12 protein-coding genes and 1 tRNA gene are annotated in these 17,324 nt (G+C 75.0%); 12 read left to right on the top strand and 1 reads right to left on the bottom strand.

Translation table 11 applies throughout. From position 1 onward, the window contains the following. Positions 1–212: 212 nt before the first annotated feature. The 4 genes from uppS (at position 213) to cyaY (ending at position 1,929) form a co-directional block, all read left to right on the top strand. Positions 213–953, top strand: a complete 741-nt coding sequence (gene uppS, locus WMF24_RS12885; RefSeq protein WP_437736686.1) for a polyprenyl diphosphate synthase — start codon at positions 213–215, stop codon at positions 951–953. A gap of 161 nt (positions 954–1,114) precedes the next feature. Beyond that, positions 1,115–1,188, top strand: a tRNA-Arg gene (locus WMF24_RS12880). Positions 1,189–1,251: 63 nt separating this feature from the next. Next, positions 1,252–1,536, top strand: coding sequence for a hypothetical protein (locus tag WMF24_RS12875; protein ID WP_437736685.1), 285 nt, complete (start codon positions 1,252–1,254; stop codon positions 1,534–1,536). Between the two features lie 54 nt (positions 1,537–1,590). Then, positions 1,591–1,929: an iron donor protein CyaY gene (gene cyaY, locus WMF24_RS12870; RefSeq protein WP_437736684.1), complete on the top strand. Its 339-nt coding sequence runs from the start codon at positions 1,591–1,593 to the stop codon at positions 1,927–1,929. A 10-nt stretch (positions 1,930–1,939) separates the two neighbouring features. Here cyaY and WMF24_RS12865 read toward each other — a convergent pair whose 3' ends face one another. Further along, on the bottom strand, positions 1,940–3,559 hold the full coding sequence (locus tag WMF24_RS12865; protein ID WP_437736683.1) for a hypothetical protein: 1,620 nt from the start codon (positions 3,557–3,559) through the stop codon (positions 1,940–1,942). A 459-nt stretch (positions 3,560–4,018) separates the two neighbouring features. On the opposite strand from WMF24_RS12865, the gene WMF24_RS12860 reads away from it, so the two are divergent. The 8 genes from WMF24_RS12860 (at position 4,019) to WMF24_RS12825 (ending at position 17,258) form a co-directional block, all read left to right on the top strand. Continuing rightward, on the top strand, positions 4,019–6,214 hold the full coding sequence (locus tag WMF24_RS12860; protein WP_437736682.1) for a pseudouridine synthase: 2,196 nt from the start codon (positions 4,019–4,021) through the stop codon (positions 6,212–6,214). Positions 6,215–6,497: 283 nt separating this feature from the next. Then, on the top strand, positions 6,498–7,985 hold the full coding sequence (locus tag WMF24_RS12855) for an HD domain-containing phosphohydrolase (protein WP_437736681.1): 1,488 nt from the start codon (positions 6,498–6,500) through the stop codon (positions 7,983–7,985). 2 nt (positions 7,986–7,987) lie between these two features. After that, positions 7,988–8,836, top strand: coding sequence for a lipoyl(octanoyl) transferase LipB (gene lipB, locus WMF24_RS12850; RefSeq protein WP_437736680.1), 849 nt, complete (start codon positions 7,988–7,990; stop codon positions 8,834–8,836). Between the two features lie 72 nt (positions 8,837–8,908). Further along, on the top strand, positions 8,909–11,182 hold the full coding sequence (locus tag WMF24_RS12845; protein ID WP_437736679.1) for a hypothetical protein: 2,274 nt from the start codon (positions 8,909–8,911) through the stop codon (positions 11,180–11,182). A 166-nt stretch (positions 11,183–11,348) separates the two neighbouring features. Beyond that, positions 11,349–12,062 (top strand): hypothetical protein, encoded by a 714-nt coding sequence (locus tag WMF24_RS12840; protein WP_437736678.1) that lies wholly within the window; start codon positions 11,349–11,351, stop codon positions 12,060–12,062. Positions 12,063–12,186: 124 nt separating this feature from the next. After that, positions 12,187–12,738: a hypothetical protein gene (locus WMF24_RS12835; RefSeq protein WP_437736677.1), complete on the top strand. Its 552-nt coding sequence runs from the start codon at positions 12,187–12,189 to the stop codon at positions 12,736–12,738. A 23-nt stretch (positions 12,739–12,761) separates the two neighbouring features. After that, complete coding sequence (locus WMF24_RS12830; protein WP_437736676.1) at positions 12,762–14,000, top strand: PQQ-dependent sugar dehydrogenase; 1,239 nt, start codon at positions 12,762–12,764, stop codon at positions 13,998–14,000. A gap of 162 nt (positions 14,001–14,162) precedes the next feature. Further along, positions 14,163–17,258 carry a hypothetical protein gene (locus WMF24_RS12825; RefSeq protein ID WP_437736675.1) on the top strand — a complete coding sequence of 1,032 codons (3,096 nt, stop codon included), beginning with the start codon at positions 14,163–14,165 and terminating at the stop codon, positions 17,256–17,258. Positions 17,259–17,324 lie beyond the last annotated feature (66 nt).

Genomic DNA, 17,324 nt, shown 5'->3' with positions numbered 1-17,324 from the left:
GACACCGCGCGCGATCGGTGGTTGCGAGGGCGCGACCGGCGGTCGAGCGAGGCGATCCGGGCGCTCGCGTCGCGTCACGGGCCGCGTCACGAGCAACGCCCTTGAGCTCTCCCGCGCCATCCTCCACAGAACCTCCACAATCGCATCACCGTCGGCCCCCCTACCGCGCCCATCCTCGGCGCACAGTGCGCCGTCCCCACCCAGGAAACCCCATGACGTCCAGCACTCTCCCCAAGCACGTCGCGATCATCCTCGATGGCAATGGCCGCTGGGCAGCGGCACGGGGCCTGCCCCGCATGCAGGGGCACCAGCACGGCGCGAAGGCCGTGCGCACCTCGGTGCGCGCCTGCCGCGATCGCGGCATCCCGTACCTCACGCTCTACGCGTTCAGCGTCGCGAACTGGTCGCGGCCCAAGGACGAGATCGACGCGCTGATGCGCATCTGCCAGGAGTTCGCCGAGGGGGAGCACGACGAGCTGATCCGGCGCGGCATCGCGGTGCAGGTGGTCGGCGACCTCGAGGACATCCCGACCCCGACGCGGCGCGCGATGGAGAAGCTCGTCGAGGACACCGCGGGCGGCACCGAGATGACCCTCGCGCTCGCGCTGAGCTACGGCGGCCGCCGCGACATGGCGAACGCGATGCGCGCGCTGGCCGTCCGCGCGCGCGCCGGGCTCGTCATCCCGGAGGAGATCAACGAGCACTCGCTCCGGAACTTCCTGACGACCAGCGCGATGCCCGATCCGGATCTCATCATCCGCACCGGCGGCGAGAAGCGCCTCAGCGACTTCCTGCTCTTCGAGGCGGCCTACGCGGAGCTGTTCTTCACGGACACGCTGTGGCCCGATTTCACCGAGGCGACCTTCGACGAGGCGCTCGCGACCTACAGCCGGCGACAGCGGCGGTACGGCCGGACCGGCGAGCAGGTCCGGCGGCTCGCGGCGTCGACCTGATGCGGAGGCGGCGCGGCGCTCGCGAGCGCGCGCCGCGCCGACGCGCCCGCGACGCCGCTCGCGACGCGCTCGTCACGCTCGATGGACGCGCGGATCAGGCTCGGATTGCGCTCGATTCCGGGCCCGCGATGCAGTACGAGAGATGCGCTTGTCGTCCCCAAGCGCCCGTAGCTCAGCTGGATAGAGCGGCGGCCTTCTAAGCCGCGGGTCGCAGGTTCGAATCCTGCCGGGCGCGCCGAACGTCCTCGGTGCGTCGCTTGACGGTGCCGCCCGCCGCGGACCACCATGTCGCTGGCCCATGGACAAGAAGGTCGTGCTCGTGCTGGGCGGTCTGGTGCTGGGCGCGGCCTGTGCGCTCGCGACGGGGCGGGTGCGGGCCCAGGTGCCGGCGCCGAGCGCGCCGCCGGCGCCGCGGTGGGAGCAGGACTGCGAGCAGACGCACGGCATCGACGAGGCGCGCGCTGTCGCGAAGGCGCGCGGCGAGAACGGCTGGGAGCTCGTGGCGCTCGACGCCGGCGTGATGTGCTTCAAGCGGCTGGCGCCGGCGCCACCGAAGCCGGCCGAGCCCTGGCCGGGTTACTGACGGCGGGCGAGCTTCCCATACCGCCTGGGCGCGCGCCGGTGTAAGCGGATCGGCATGAGCGGAGAGCCCCTGTCGGAGCGAGAGTTCGACGCCGTGGCCGATCGGTCGCTGCGCGCGCTGGATCGGGCGATCAACGAGATCCCCGACGGCGTGGAGGCCGACCTGCAGAGCGGCATCCTCACCCTGGAGTTCGAGGACGGCGTCAAGTACGTCGTCAACAGCCACCGCGCGGCGCGGCAGATCTGGATGGCCGCCGAGCGGGCCGCGTGGCACTTCGACTACAGGCCGTCCGAGTCCCGCTGGGTGGCGCAGCGGACCGGCGAGGAGCTCTGGAGCACGGTCGAGGCCGTGCTGTCGCGGAAGCTCGGCCGCGCCGTGAAGCTCGAGCGCTGAGCCGCCGCGGTCAGAGGGCGACGCGCATGCCGAGCCCCCCGAGCAGGCCCGTCACCGAGGCGCCGACCCGGAGATCGAAGGCGACGCGATCCCACGGCCGGAGCGCGATGCCGATCTCCGGCAGCACGAGCCACGGATAGACGACCGGCTTCAGGCCCTGCGGCCTGCCCTTGGGGCGGGTGAACCAGCTCGGCTCGGCGTAGCCGGGGTAGTGGTCCGCGTCGTAGTCGAGCTGGTTGCAGTACCGGAAGCTCCCCGCCGGGTCGTTCGGCGCGCTGCACTTCTTGTAGCGGTACGGGTCCCCCGGCACGAAGGTGCTCGGGTCGCCGGGGACGGCGTCGCCCGGGTACGCCTGGGTCCGGTAGAGGTCGCCGAGGAACGTCCAGCCCACGCCGATGCCCGCGCCGAGGCGGAAGGCGAACACCTCGTCGCGATCGAGCGGGACGTTCCAGACAAGGCGGGCGCCCGCCTGGAGCGCCTGGAGATCGCTCTCGACGATCTCGTAGTCGGTGTCGGGGTGCCCCTTCGGCTTGAAGGGCGTCTCGGGCATCCAGAAGCGCGCGTACGCGACCGAGAAGACAAGGTCGAACCGCCCGAGCCTCGTGGAGAGCGCGATGTCGCCGCCGGGAACGAGGACGTCCCGCCCCCCTTCCCCGAGGAGCTGGAACGCGACCTGGGGGATGTAGAAGCCCTGGAAGCCGGCGCCGAGCCACACGTCGCGCTGCCTGCGCCGCGGAAGGGGCGTCGGCTCGGGCATCTCCACGGGGCGCTCCGCCACCTTGCCACCGCCCGGCTTGCCCTCGGCCTGTGCCTCGGCGCGGCGCGGCGACCCGGAAGGCGGCTCGGGCGCCGCCGGCTTCTCCGGAGGCTTCTTCGCCGGCGGCTTCGTCGCCACCGGCTTCTCCGGAGGCTTCCTCGCCGGCGGCTTCGTCGCCACCGGCTTCTTCGCCGGCGGCTTCGTCGCCACCGGCTTCTTCGCCGGCGGCTTCTCCGGGGGTTTCTTCGCCGGCGGCTTCGTCGCCACCGGCTTCTCGGGCGGCTTCTTCGCCGGCGGCTTCGTCGCCACCGGCTTCTCGGGCGGATTCTTCGCCGGCGGCTTCGTCGCGCCCGGCTTCGGCTTCAGCCGCAGCTTGATCTCGCGCCGCTGCTTCTCCTTCAGCGTGATCTTCTGCGACGTCTCCTCGTGGCCCTCGGCCCTGGCGACGACGACGAGCTGCACGCCTGGATCGAACCGCTGCGGCGTCGATGGGTCGCCGACCGCCTCGCCGTTGATCTCGACCACGAGCCCCTCGTAGGGCTCCACCGGCTTGACCACGAGCGTCGGGATGCGCGCGTCGATCTGCGCCGCCTTCTTCTTCGCAGATGTGATCGCGGCGACATCTCGCGCGGTGTACCCGGGCTCCTTCTTCTCGCTTGCGACGCTGTGGTAGATCTCGCTCGCCTTCAGCAGCTCGCCTCGCTTCGCGTAGCAGTCGGCGAGCGGGACCGCCGAGCTCGGGCGGTGCCGCTGGCTCTCGGCGGATTCGAGGAGCGGGATCGCCCGCTTGCAGAAGCCGCCCCTGGCCGCATTGATGCCCTGGTTCGCCTCCTTGTCCCCCGGCGCGGCGAGCGCCGGATGAGCGAAAAGCACGACCAGGAGGCCCACGAGAGAAGCGATCGAAAGACGCAAGAGGCGGTCAGTCTACCACCTCGCCCGCTGGCCGCGCGGGCCGGAGGTGCGCTCGCGGTCGCGGATGTCGCGAACGGCACGGCCGAGGCGCCGTGACGCGCAGCGCGGAGCGCCGCCCACATTGGCACCTGGCTCACCGACCGACAGTCGGCTCGACGGAGCGAGCCGATCCTGGACGTCTGCCGTGCGCCCACCCGCAACGCACCCGCAACGCGTCCAGAACGCGCCCCGAACGTCGGGGCACGACAGACGAAAAGCTCGACGCGCTCCGCTTTACACCTTCGACGCTGGACGAGAGCCCCTGTAAGCTCCCCGGGAATGGCTTCCGGCGCAGGTATCGAAGAACCGCACGGGCTGGGCGAGAGCACCAGCGCAGAGGGATCGGGCGGCGGCGTTTTGTCCGGACCCGTGCGGCGCACATTGAAAGCAGGCGAGATCCCGAACACGTTGATCGAGTGCGCGCACTCGGTCGAGTGCGCGGGCTGTCCGCTCATCGCGGGCGATTACGCTGAGCAGCTCACGACGAAGCGCGCGCGGGTCGTGTCCGCAGCGGCGCACTACCCGTCGCTCGAGCTGCTCCAGACGAGCCCGGTCATCCCGGCCGATCCGATCACCGGCTATCGCGGCCGAGCGAAGCTCATCGTCGCCCCCTCCGGCGCGATCGGGCTGTACGGCCGCACGGGGCACCACGAGGTCGTCGACATCCCGGGCTGCCGGGTCCTCGCCCCGGCGCTCGCCGCGGTGACCTCGCGGCTGCGCGAGCTGATCGCGTCGCCGCCGCCGGAGGTCCGGCCGCTGCTCTTGCCGTACGATCCGGCGCGGGGCGGCGTGCTCCGCGCGCTCGATCTGCGCGAGGTCCACCTCGCGCCGGGCACGCCGCTCTACGCGGAGCTCGGCGCGACCGAGGACAACCCGGCGTTCGTGCTGATCACGTTCGTCCTCCAGCGCGAGCGCGCGTGCACGCGCGACGAGCTGCGCGAGGCGGGCCGCGCGATCCGCCCGATGCTCCCCCGCGTCATCGGCGTCGCGGCGAACTTCCACGACGCGGAGGCGCCGCAGATCCTCGGCCCCGAGACGATCGTGCTCGACGGCGTCTCGCACGCGGAGGACCGGATCGGCCAGACGTACCACATCGCCGCGTTCGGCTCGTTCGTGCAGGCGCACCGGGCGCAGGCCGCGCGCGTGCACGCGCTCCTCTTGCGCGAGATCGCGTCGCTCGAGAACGACGGGCCCGTGATCGAGGGCGAGGCCGCGATGGGCCCGGCCTCCCGGCGCAAGGAGCCGCCGCGCATCCTCGACCTCTACGGCGGCTCGGGCGCGATCTCGCTCGCCCTGGCGCAGGGGGGCAACCGCGTGCTCATGGTCGAGTCGTTCGCGCCCGCGGCGTCGAACGCCCGCGCGGCCGCGGAGGCCCAGGGCCTGAGCCAGCGCGTCGAGGTGCGCACCGGCGACGTCTCGGAGATCGTCGGCTCGCTCGTGAGCAGCTCGGAGAAGTTCGACGGCATCGTCGTGAACCCGCCGCGCCGCGGCGTCTCCCCGACCGCGCGCGAGGCGATCGCGCGCCTCGGCGCGCCGCTGCTCGTCTACGTCTCGTGCGACCCCGACACGCTCGCGCGCGACCTCGATCACTTCTGCCGCCTCGGGTACTCGTCGACCGAGCTCACGCCGCTCGACATGATCCCGCTCACGGAGGAGATCGAGACGATCGCCGCGCTCCGGCGGACGCCCCCGCCCGCGCCGAAGGTCATCTACGACGACGACGGCGTGCTGGTCGTCGAGAAGGGCCCGCACGAGCCGGTCGCCTCGCAGGCGGAGTACCTCGGCTCGCTGCTCACCCGCTGCGCCCGCATCCCGGGCGTCACGTCGACGCCCGTCATCGTGCACGCGCTGGATCCGGGCACGAGCGGCCTCGTCATGCTCGCCCGGAGCGAGGAGGCGGCCGCGCGCTGGGGCGAGGCGCTCACGAAGACAGGTCGCCTCATCTACCTGGCGGCGGCCAAGGGCGTCACCCCGGGCAAGGGCGCGATCACGCGCGACCTCCGGGAAGGCACGCGCACGTACACGGCGCGCACGCGCTATCGCCGCCTCGCTGTCGCGTCGGGCCACTCGATCCTCCGCGTCATCCCGGACGGCGGGCGCACGCACCAGATCCGGCGGCACCTCGCCGCGATCGGCCACCCGATCCTCGGCGACGAGCGCTACGGCCACGTGCCGACGAACCGGTACTTCGAGGAGAAGCACGGGCTCGATCGCTCGTTCGTCCACCTCGTGCGCATCGAGATCGAGCACCCGCGCACCGGGGTGAAGATGATCATCGAGTCGACGCTGCCCGGCGATCTGCGGTCCGCGCTCGAGCGCTCGACAGGCCCCTCGGTGCTCCGCTTCCTCGAGCAGAAGCACGCCCTCGGCGAGCAGCGGGCCGTGGCCGTGCTGAGCACCGCCGCGGACGAGCCGGCGCCGAGCAGCAGGATGATCCCGCTGCGCACCGAGGACTCCGAGTCCGCGCCACCCCCCTCGATCCGCAGCCCCGGGCCCATCTCGATCCGCGTCCCGGATCTCGACGAGTCGCCCCGGACCATCCGGCACCCGATCATCTCGACCGGCGACGAGGACTGAGCGGCCGTACGGCTGTGCCCGCTTCGGGCGCAGCGTCCGGCCGCACGCGGCCGTGGCGGCCTCCGGCACCTGCCCTTCCCCTTCCCAGCGACATCGCTCCGCCAGCGGCCGCGGATTCAGCGCTTTCCCCCCGACGCAGCGGGAGCCGGGACCCCTCGGCCCGGCGCTCCACCGCGGCGCCACGGGGCGCGCGAGCCTCGCGGCGCGGGTCGGCTCGCGTGCCCGACCTGAGCCCACCTTGGATCGATGTGCAGCGGGCGGATCTGGTAGGCTTGCCGGCCGCATGTCCACGTTTCCAGAAGACCGCCCTCGCATCCTCGTCGTGGACGACGAGAAGGTGATCCGCGACATGCTGGCCGACTTCCTCGGCATGGAGGGCTACTACGTCCGCACAGCGGAGGACGGGACCAGCGCGCTGAACGAGCTCACGAAGGGTCACTACGACCTCGTGATCAGCGACCTCAAGATGCCGCGGATGGGCGGCATCGCGCTGCTGGACGAGATCGGCAAGACGGCGCCGAACGCGCTCACGGTCATCATGACGGGCTTCGGCACCGTCGAGACCGCGATCGACGCGATGAAGCGCGGCGCCTACGACTACGTGCTCAAGCCGTTCAAGCTGGACGAGGTGGTGCACGTGGTCCAGCGCGGCATCGAGAAGCAGCGGATGGCCGCGGAGAACATCCGTCTGCGCGAGGCGGTGTCGCTCTACAAGGTGAGCGAGGCCATCGCGGCGAGCCTGTCGCTCGACCAGGTGCTCGAGACCGTCGCCGACAGCTGCCTCCACGAGGTGCGCGGCGATCTCATCTCGACGTGGCTCGACGACGGCGAGGGGAGCTTCTTCGAGCGGCAGCACCTCCGCGGCGCGTCCGTCCCCGCGGACGCCGACCTCGGCCGGCTCGACCCGGCGGTCGTGCTCGATCACTTCCGCCCGGACGCGCAGCTCCTCGAGCAGGGCATGAAGGGGCTCAGGTTCTTCGCGGCCGAGCCGGCGCTACCGCTGCAGTCGCTCGTCGCGGTGCCGCTCCGGATCCAGAAGAAGCTCATGGGTTTCATCGCCGTCGCGTCGTTCACGCGGACGAAGCGCTTCGACGAGGGGCAGCGCAAGCTGCTCAGCATCATCGGGTCGCGCGCCGCGGCGGCGATCGAGAACGCGCGGCTCTACCAGGACCTCCAGGCGACGTTCCAGCAGACGATCGAGGGGCTCGCCAAGGCGATCGACAAGATGGATCGCTACACCGCGGGCCACTCGGATCGGGTCGCGGTCTACGCCGTGATGCTGGCGGAGCGGCTCGGCCTCGGCCCGCACGAGATCGAGATCGTCCGGCAGAGCGCGCTCATGCACGACATCGGCAAGATCGGGTGCGTGCTCAACCTGAACAAGCCGGGCAAGCTCACGAACGACGAGTACGAGGTGTTCAAGCGGCACCCCGCGTACGGGCGCGACATCCTCGATCCGATCAAGTTCCTGCACCCGCTCATCCCCGGCGTGCACCTGCACCACGAGCGCTGGGACGGGCGCGGCTACCCGCTCCGGATGCGGGGCAACGAGATCCCGATCATCGCCCGCATCATCTCGGTGGCCGACACCTACGACGCGATGACGAGCGACCGCTCGTACCGCAGGGCGCTCCCCCACGAGGTCGCGGTGGCCGAGATCGAGCGGTGCTCGGGCTCGCAGTTCGACCCCGAGGTCGCGGCGAGCTTCACGACGCAGATCGAGGCGTACCGCGACGAGCGGCGGGCGCTTGGCGAGAAGATCCCCGAGTAGCCATGCCGAACACCTCGCTCCGCGATCTCCTGAAGCCCGCGCCGGACCAGGGCCCGGCGCCCGGGGCGGCCGGGCCGAGGCGCGCGCGCGCCGTGTGGATCGGCCGGCGCCGCTACGCCCCCATTCACGACCTGCAGAAGCAGCTCGTCGAGGCGCGCGCCGAGGGGCGGATCGGCGACACGATCCTGCTCCTGGAGCACGATCCCGTGATCACGCTCGGCCCGCGGGCGAACCCGGAGAACGTGCTCCTCGACTCGGGCGCGCTGAACCAGCGCGACATCGACCTCGTCGCGACCGGCCGCGGCGGCGACGTGACCTACCACGGGCCCGGCCAGCTCGTGTGCTACCCGCTGCTCGATCTCAGGCCCGACCGGTGCGACGTGCGCCGGTACGTGCGGTCGCTCGCGGAGGTGATGATCCTGCTCGCGCGCGAGCACCACGTCGAGGCCGGCGTCGTGGACGGGATGATCGGCGTCTGGGTCGACCGCGCGGCCCCGGAGGAGTGGGGCGGCTCCGAGTGGGCGCGCGAGATCGCGAAGATCGGCGCCATCGGCGTGCGCCTGTCGCGCTGGCTCACGATGCACGGCTTCGCGTTCAACATCGCGGTGGACCTGAAGGCGTTCGATATGATCGTGCCCTGCGGCATCCGCGAGCACGGGGTGACGTCGCTCCACGAGCTGACGGGGCGCAGGCTCACCGTCGCCGAGGTCGCCCTCGCCAGCGCCCCGCAGCTCGCCCGCGGGCTCGACATCGAGGTCCCCCGCGTCGAGGATCTCTCCGGGGTCGCCGACCTCGCGGGCGCGCTCCTCACCCCGGAGGCCGGCGCCGGCGAGGGCCGGAGCGCGCTCTAGCGCCGCCTGACCTCGGCGGCGCGGCCAGGCAAACGGTGTCGCTCGGCCGTGCCGTGGGCTAAAAGCCGTCGCGTGCGCGCGCAGCCCACGACCCCGCCCCGTGAGGACGACCGGGGCTCCCCCCTCCGACGCGGCGCCGCGACGGCGCGCCCGCCGTGGCTGCGGCCCCTCGTCGCGTCGCTCGCCGCAGCGACCGCGGCGCTCGTCGCCCTCGCGCTCCTCGGCCCCGTCGCGATGGTCCTCGTCGGCGAGCGCCGGGCCGCCGCGTGCCTCGCCTCGATCGAGGCGCCGCGCGGCCCGGCGCTGCCCGACTGCCGCCCCGGGATCCGCTGGTTCGCGCTGCCGTCCCGCCTGCCATGGACCCACAGGGCGGCGAGCGCGCACGCCGAGGAGCTCGGCGCGCGCGCCGCGGTCGCCGCGTACATCGACGCCGCCGTCGGCCGCCCGGATCGCGCGGCGCTCGCCGGCGCGACCGAGGCGGTGGAGACGGCCGAGGCCGTCGTCGCCGCCGGCTCCGCGCGCATCACGTTCGACGCGCTGGGGCCTGCCTGCGGCGCCCCGCGCCTCGGGCGCGAGGCGGCGAGGCTCGGCGATCGCCGCACGCTCCTCGGGCAGCCGGATCGCTGGCCCGACTGGCACGTCCGCGTCCACACGTTGCGCGCGGCGCTCGCCGAGGGCGACGTGGAGCGCGCGATCGCGATCGCGAGAGGCTACGCGGTGATGGATCCGCGCGACGAGGACCTGCGCACGACGATCGGCGCGATCCTCTGCCTGGGCGACGGCGCCGAGGCGAAGCGCGGCATCGAGCTCTTGACGCTGAACCAGGACGACCGCGCGTCGAAGCGCCACGCGGGCATGGCGCGCGACTGGGGCGAGGTCCGCGCCGTCCTGGTCGCGTGCGCGGCGCGGGCCGGCGTGGAGCCTTCGCCGATGCCCGAGGCCGCGGAGGCCGGCGTGGCCGACGCCGTCGAGGCGCGGCTCGCGCAGCGCGCCCGCCTCGCCGCCGCCGCCGCGGCCGGCCCGGGCGCCGCCGAGGCGGGGCGGCGCGCGATCCGGTCGATCCGCGACCTGCTCGGCTCCGCCGCGGCGCTCGCGCCGGGGGCGCGCAGGGACCTGCTCGCTGTCGCGCTGGCGGACGGCGACGCGATCGACGCGGCCGAGGCCGCCGCGCTCGCGCTGCCGGAGGCCGGCGGGGACGAGCCTGCGACCGGGGACGACAGCGCTGCGGCGCCCGCCGCGGCGATCGGAGCGGCGGGCGCTGCTCCCGCGGGCGCCGCTCCGGCGCTGCGGGCGGGCTCGCTGCTCGCGCTCGACTGGCTCCCGGAGCGCGGGCTCGCGAGGCCGGTCGTCGCCGGGCCGCTCCGCGCGCGCGCCGCGGCGCGGGCCGCCGAGCTCGCCGCCGCCCCCGAGCTCACGCCGCCGGAGCGCGACGCCCTTCGCGCGGCCGCCGGGGCCCTCGCGCTGGACGCCGCGCGCGAGCTCGCCCTCGAGGGCGACGCCCCGGCGGCGATCGACGCGCTGGACCGCCTCGGGGCGCTCGCCCCGGAGCTCGCGCCCGAGCCGGCCCGCGCGCTCGCGCGATCGAGCGCGTGGCGCCTCGCGGGCGATCGCGATCGCGCGCTCGACCTCGTCGAGCACATCGACATCGCCGCGGCGCCGCCATCCCTCCGCGCGGCCGTGCTCCTCCAGCGCGCCGAGCTCCTCGCCTCGCGCGGGCGCCGGCTCGACGCCGCGCGCGCGGCCGTCCTCGCCGACGAGGAGGCCGCCGCGCGCTCCGACGTCGCGCGCGGCGCGCGCGACGACCTCGACCTGCTCGACGCCCGCGCGCGCTGGACCCGGCTCGCCCTCGCCCGCCCCCCGGACGCCGCGCCGCTCCGCCCGGGCAGCCCGCCCGCGCTGCTCCCGGCGGACCTCTCCGCCGCGTGGCCGTGGGTCGGCTTCGCGCGCCCCGACGCGCCCTGGGCGCGCGCGGACCAGCCGGCGTTCTCGCGCGCGCTCGCCGCCTGGAGCGCCGCGCGCGACGCCCCGCCGGCGACGCGCCGCGCCCTCCGCTACGCCGCCCTCCGCCGTCGCGGCGACGCGCCGCCCGCGCTCGTCGCGTACGCCGCGCTCGCCGCGCAGCTCCTCGGCGACGGCGAGGGCGACGCCGAGGTGTGGCTCGACGCCTTCCTCGCGCTCGACGCCGCGCGCTTCTCGCTCCGGCACCACGCCTTCGCCCGGGCCGAGGCGGCGCGGTGGCGCGGAGACGACGGGAGCGCGGCCGCCTGGCAACGCCGGTACGACGCCCTCCGCGCCGTGGCCGCCGACCCGACCCGGGCCGAGATCGCGCGCTACCTCGGCCTCTGAGCCCGCGCCACGATCAGCGCACCCGGGACGTACCCTCCCGCAGCGTGGCGTTTCGTCCCATGCACCGAAATCATGGAGCTCGCGCCGCCCGACGGCTGGCGGTGGAGGTGCTCGGTTCCTACGCTACAGCCTGGCTCGCGGGGGATCGCTCGCGGGGAGAGTCCTCATGTGCCCTCATTGCGGAAAGAACGCGCCCGTCATCCACCGCGGCCTCGCTGCGTATTGCACCGCGTGCGGCCGGGAGCGCCTGCCCTTCGCGGGCAGGTCGGTCAGCCTGGCGGGGAAGCCGTCCAGGTTCGGCGGGGCCGTCGCCGGCGCGCTCGGCTGGCTGGTCCTCATCGGCGGCACCGCGCTGGCGCTGCTCCTCGGCCTCGGCGCGGCCGCGCTGTTCCCCGGATCGATCGCCGGGCTCGCGATCGGCCTGCCGATCGGGTTCGTCGCCCTCACGCTCGGCCTGCTGCTGCTCATCGGCGGGCGGAAGCTGTCGCGATCCGGGGTGAAGGCCTCGCGCGACGCCCAGGTCCAGGCGATCTTCTCGCTCGCGGCGCACCGCCGCCGCCCGCTCACGGCGCAGGAGGTCGGCGTCGTGCTCGACCTGCCGGCCTCGGAGGCGGACGTCCTGCTCACCGAGCTCGCCAAGGAGCGCCCCGACGAGGTCGGCGTCGAGATCGGCGAGCGCGGCGAGATCCTCTACACGTTCCCCGGCGTCCTGGGCCCCGGCATCTCGGGGCAGCCCGGCGTCCGCTTCCCCCAGCCCTCGCTCCGCGTCGACGCGCGCGACGGCGCGCCGGACCCCGCGGCGCGCATCTACGCGGAAGAGTTCGAGGACGAGGACGCGGGGATGTCCCGCGCCACGCCTCGCCGCCAGCAGCTCCGCTGAGGATCCCCGCGGTGCGCATGCTAGCCTCGCGCCGCGCGCGCACACCGAGAGCCCGGCGCGCGCGCCGTCGCCGCGACGCATCGTTCGACGCGGGGGCGCTCCGGGCCGATCGCCGCCACCGACCATGAGATGCTCCCCTGCCGCCCCGCTCTCCGCCGCCGCGCTCGCGCTCACCGCGCTCCTCGCCCCCTCCCGCGCCGACGCCTTTGAACGGCAATGGCACGCCGGCGCCAGCGTCGGCTACGCGCTCCTCGCCGACGGAGGGACGTACCCCGGGATCGGCGGCAGCTTGCACCTCGCCTATGGCCTCACGGACGCCTTCAACGCGATGGTCGAGCTCAACACCGCGTCGCACCCGGGGGGCGATCTCATGCTCCTCGGCGCGTCGGCCGGCGCCACCTACGTCATCGACATCCTGCAGTGGGTCCCGTACGTCGGCCTCATGACCGGCGCGTACGACAGCGTGCGCCTCGCGCCCTGCGGCTCGTACGGGCGGCCGGGCTGCCACCGCGCCCAGTTCGGGGTCTCCATCCCGTTCGGCATCGACTACGCCTTCAACCGCGATTTCGCCGCGGGCTTCGCCGGCAAGTACACGCTGCTCCTCCCCGGCGCGGGCGACGGCTCGGGGAGCTACTTCACGGCGTTCGCCCGCGCGGAGTTCCTCTGGGGCTACTAGCCCCGCGCGATCCGGAGGCAGTGGTGAGTCCAAGGGGGGCAGGCGACGGCGGGGAACACGCGAGGCGCCGCGAGCGCGCCGCGCCTCCCGCGCTGCTCGGCCTGCGCGCGATCCGGCGCTCGCTCGCGGCCGTCGCGGCCGTCGCGGCGGCGCTCTCCCCCGGCTGCACGTGCGGCGCGCCCGCGCCGCCGCCGCCGAGCCAGGACGCCGCCAGCGCCGTGACGCTCACCGTGTTCGCCCGCGGGCTCGACGCGCCCGTCGCGCTCACCTTCGCGCCGGGCGACGCCCGGGAGCGCCTCTTCGTCGTCGAGAAGACCGGGCGGATCCGCGTCCTCGAGGAGGGACGCGCCGAGGGCGCGCCGTTCCTCGACCTGTCCGCGCTCGTCTCGACGGGAGACGAGCAAGGCCTCCTCGGGCTCGCGTTCCACCCGCGCTACGCCGAGAACGGGCGCTTCTTCGTCAACTACACCGATCGACGCGGCGACACCCGCGTCGTCGAGCACCGCGCCGCGCAGGGCGACCCCGATCGCGCCGATCCCGCGACGGCGCGCGAGCTCCTCCACATCGAGCAGCCATACTCGAACCACAACGGTGGCCACCTCGCCTTCGGGCCGGACGGCAGGCTCTACGTCGGGACCGGCGACGGCGGCAAGCGCGACGACCCCCACGGGCACGGGCAGAACCGGCGCTCGCTGCTCGGCAAGATGCTCGCGCTCGACGTGAGCGGCGCCGGGCAGGATCGGCCCGCGCCGGAGATCGTCCAGATCGGCCTCAGGAACCCGTGGCGCTACAGCTTCGACCGCAAGACCGGCGACCTCTACATCGCCGACGTCGGGCAGGACCGCTACGAGGAGGTCCACGTCGTGCCGGTCGACCGGCTCGCCGGCCACAACTTCGGGTGGAACGTGGTGGAGGGGGACGGGCACTGCCTCCGCGGCCTCTCGTGCAGCCGCGACGGGCTGACGCCGCCGGTCGTGGAGTACCCCCACAACGACGGCTGCTCGATCACGGGCGGCTTCGTCTACAGGGGCGCGGAGCTGCCGGAGCTCGACGGGCTCTACTTCTACGCCGACTACTGCACAGCGCTCCTCCGCAGCTTCCGCTGGAAGGACGGGCGCGCGACCGAGCCCACCGACTGGAAGCCGATCCTCGATCCGGAGAACGCCCTCTCGCGCGTGACCTCGTTCGGCGAGGACGCGCGCGGAGAGCTCTACGTGCTCTCGCAGGACGGCGAGATCTACAGGTTCACCCGGCGGCGATGACCGGGGCCGGCGCGCCGCGGAGCCCTGCGGCCGGGCGCGCCCGAGGCGCGCTTCCGGCGGAAAAGGGCTGTCATTTCCATGACGTCCGGCGCGGGAAGCGTCTACAAAGGGCGGGCGCAGTCGTGCGAGGCCTCCGGGCGAGCCAGACGGAAGGAGCGGACCGTGGAACAGCTTTGGCAGCGCGTCTCTGAGGGCCGGCACACGGCCCTGCTGGACATCGTCCCCGGCGAGCCGCCGCCTCAGCTCGGGCTGCGCGTCCTGCGCGTGCGCTGCGATGTCCCCGAGGCGGCGCTGGGTCCGCTGCACGAGGTGCGGACCAAGGTCGAGCGGCTCGTCGGCGGGGCGCCGCCGCTGCTCGATCAGGCGCGGAGCCGCGTGGTCTCGGGGCTCCGGCGGCGGCTCCTCGGCGACGTGCACGAGCGCATGGCGGACGCCGAGTTCGTCGAGACGGTGAACCGCCTCGCGCAGCAGACCGATCGCCGGTGGGCGATCGTCTTCGACGCGGTGGAGCTCGCCGACCAGGCCACGCTCGAGGTGCTGCGACGGGTCGTGTCCCGCCACGAGGCGCTCCGGGTCGCGCTCGTCCTGTCGTTCCGCCTGCGCGCGCCCGCCGGCCCTGCCGGCGATCTGCTCGGCGCGGTGCGCGCGGCGCTCGGCGCCGACGCCGTCCTCCGGCCGCCGGACGGCACGACGACGCTGACGAGCGTGAGCGCGCCCCCGCCGCCGCCGCAGATCGCGCTCCGCGAGCTCCCCGGCGAGGTGCTCCGGGTGCTCCGGGCCGGCGCGATCGTCGGCTCGGGGTTCGAGAGCGATCTCGTCGCCGCGCTCCTCCGCGTCGATGCCGTCGACGTGCTCGAGGCGCTGCAGCGCGCCGCGGACGCGGGCGTCCCGGTCGAGGACCGCGGCGAGGGGCGCTTCCACCTCCCGCAGGAGACGGTCGAGGCGCTCCGCAGGTCGATCCTCCCGTCGCTCGCGCGCGTGTGGCACCGTCGGCTCGCGACGCTCCTGAGCGAGGACGCGCTCGACGCGGACGCGCCGGCGCGCGAGCCGTCCGCCGCAGCCACGCTGGAGCCGAAGGCCCCTGGCGCGGCGCCGTCCGCCGCAGCCACGCTGGAGCCGAAGGCCCCTGGCGCGGCGCCGTCCGCGCACGCCGCCGCGCCGCCGGCCCAGAGCGCGGCCGTGGTGGCGTCGCCCGTCGAGCGGCACGTCATCAGCGGCGCGAACCTGAGCGCGCCGCGCGGGGACGACGCGGCCGCGCGGGCCGCCGCGGCGCTGGCGAAGGCCGGGACGGCGCCGGGCCCGGCCGCCCCGGCGTCGACGACGTCGGCGCCAGCGATCGCGACGCCGCGCACGATCGCTGGTTCGCCTCCTCCGCCCGCAGCCGCGTCGCCCGCAGCCGCGTCGCCCGGCGCCACCGCCGCCGCGGGGTCGACGACCGCCGCCGCGGGGTCGACGGCGGAGGGCAGCGGCGCGCCGGCCACCGGCGAGCGCGAGGACGACCTCGAGCCCGGCCTCCCGGCGCCGCTCGGCGCGGCGCCGCGCGCGACCGACACGCTGCGACCGCCGCCCGCCATGGCCCACGCAAGCGCGGGCGGCGCGCACACGAGCAGCGCGCGCCGCGCGCCGCCGCGCGACCCGCAGGATCGGCCCACGCCGATCGCGCCCGCCGGACCCGGCAACCCGCCGTGGCCCTACGCCGAGCTGTTCCACCGGAGCCCCGAGAGCCGCCGCCTCTCCGAGCCGCCCGAGTCGATCCGGTTCGACGCGCCGCCCGACTCGCTGGACGCGCCCATCCCGGGCCCGGTGCGCGTGCCCCCCGATCTCTCGCCCGCGGCCGGCGGCGCCCCTTCCGACGAGCCGCTCCGCTCGGCGCGCGGCGCCTCGCTTCGCGTCCCCTCGGCGCTCTCCGAGCGCTCGCCCTCCGCCGCGTCCCGCGCGCCCTTGCCGTGGCCCGCGGCCGACACCGCTGCCCCGGCGCGCCTCGTCGACCCGGCGCGGGCCGCGGCCGGAGCCCCGCGCGCCGCGGCGCCGCCCGGCGGCGTACCCCTCCCCCCGGCCCCGCCGGCGCCCGATCGCGCGGACGCGGCGAGCGCGGCGGCCGCCGCGGGCGCGTCGCAGCACGGCGCCGGACGCCGGGCCCACGACGCGCGCGCGGCGGCCCACCTGACCGAGGCGGGCGAGCTCGAGGAAGCCGCGCGGCGCTACCGCGCGGCCGCGGCCGAGGCGGCGGCCATGGGCGCGTACGCCCAGGCGCTGAGCTACGGGCAGAAGGCGCTCGCGCTGCTCGACAGCCTGCCGCCCGCCCCCGCGCGCCGGAGGCTCCGCATCGGCGCGCTCGCCGGGATCGGCCGCGTGCAATGGCAGGCGGCCGGCCCGGATCCGGCCTTCACGCTCGCGGGCGCGCTCGAGGTGCTCGGCGCCGCGCGCGCGCTCCTCGCGCAGGGCGACCCGCCCGAGCTGCACGCCGAGGTCGCCGCGCTCATCGCGAGCGTCTGTTACGACATCGGCGACATGCGCTCGCTCGAGCGCGCGCTGGACGAGCTCACGACGGCGAGCCGCCTGCTGCTCGACGCCGGCGACGCGCTCGGATCGGCCCGGCTGCTCAACGATCAGGCGGCTGTCTACGTGCGCATGGGCGACCCCGTCCGGGCGGCGCACCTCCTGACCGAGTCGCGAAAGGTCTTCGAGGAGCGTGCCCGGCTCGATCCGGTCGCGCGCGTCGAGCTCGCGGAGACGGACCACCTCTTCGCGCGGATCCCGCTCCACGTCGCCGCCCGCCCCGGGCGCGAGTCCGACGCGCTCTCGATGGGGATCGACCACGCGCTCGCCGCGGAGCGCACCTACAAGCAGCTCGGCGACGCCCGGGAGCTCGCGCGGGTCTGGGAGACGATCGGCCGGCTGGAGCTCCGCAAGGGGCGCCTCGATCGCGCCACGCAGCGCCTCACCGCCGCGATCGAGGCCGAGGAGGCGCTCGGCGACCTCATCGGCCTTGCCCGCTCGACGGCCGCGCTCGCGGAGGTGCTCTCGGCCAAGGGGCTGCACCGGGAGGCGCTGGCGGTGCTGGCCGAGTCCATGGCGATGAACCTGGAGAAGGGCTCGCCGCTCGGGCTCGCGTACAACCGCCGGGCCCTGAACGCGCTCGTCCCGAACATCTCGCTCCAGGGCGAAGAGGCCGAGATGCTGCGCCAGATCGCGGCGCAGCTCGCGGCCGCGGAGGCGGCCCTCGGCCGCCTGAGGCTCCCCGGCGAGCCCGACTGAGGCCGGGCCCCGGCGCTACCCGGCGCCCGGCGCTGCCCGGCCCCCGGCGCTGCCCGGCCTTTGACC

Source organism: Sorangium sp. So ce1335, from assembly GCF_051521615.1.
In the GTDB taxonomy this organism is placed as follows: Bacteria; Myxococcota_A; Polyangia; order Polyangiales; family Polyangiaceae; genus Sorangium.
Note: the sequence above shows the minus strand (reverse complement) of the source record. Positions and strands in the feature narration are given on the sequence as shown.

What these genes read in the sequence shown, in the direction of transcription:
- WMF24_RS12840 (WP_437736678.1), top strand. Translation starts at nt 11,349, where the DNA reads ATGTGCCCTCATTGCGGAAAGAACGCGCCCGTCATCCACCGCGGCCTC.
- WMF24_RS12835 (WP_437736677.1), top strand. Translation starts at nt 12,187, where the DNA reads ATGAGATGCTCCCCTGCCGCCCCGCTCTCCGCCGCCGCGCTCGCGCTC.
- lipB (WP_437736680.1), top strand. Translation starts at nt 7,988, where the DNA reads ATGCCGAACACCTCGCTCCGCGATCTCCTGAAGCCCGCGCCGGACCAG.
- WMF24_RS12855 (WP_437736681.1), top strand. Translation starts at nt 6,498, where the DNA reads ATGTCCACGTTTCCAGAAGACCGCCCTCGCATCCTCGTCGTGGACGAC.
- uppS (WP_437736686.1), top strand. Translation starts at nt 213, where the DNA reads ATGACGTCCAGCACTCTCCCCAAGCACGTCGCGATCATCCTCGATGGC.
- WMF24_RS12875 (WP_437736685.1), top strand. Translation starts at nt 1,252, where the DNA reads ATGGACAAGAAGGTCGTGCTCGTGCTGGGCGGTCTGGTGCTGGGCGCG.
- cyaY (WP_437736684.1), top strand. Translation starts at nt 1,591, where the DNA reads ATGAGCGGAGAGCCCCTGTCGGAGCGAGAGTTCGACGCCGTGGCCGAT.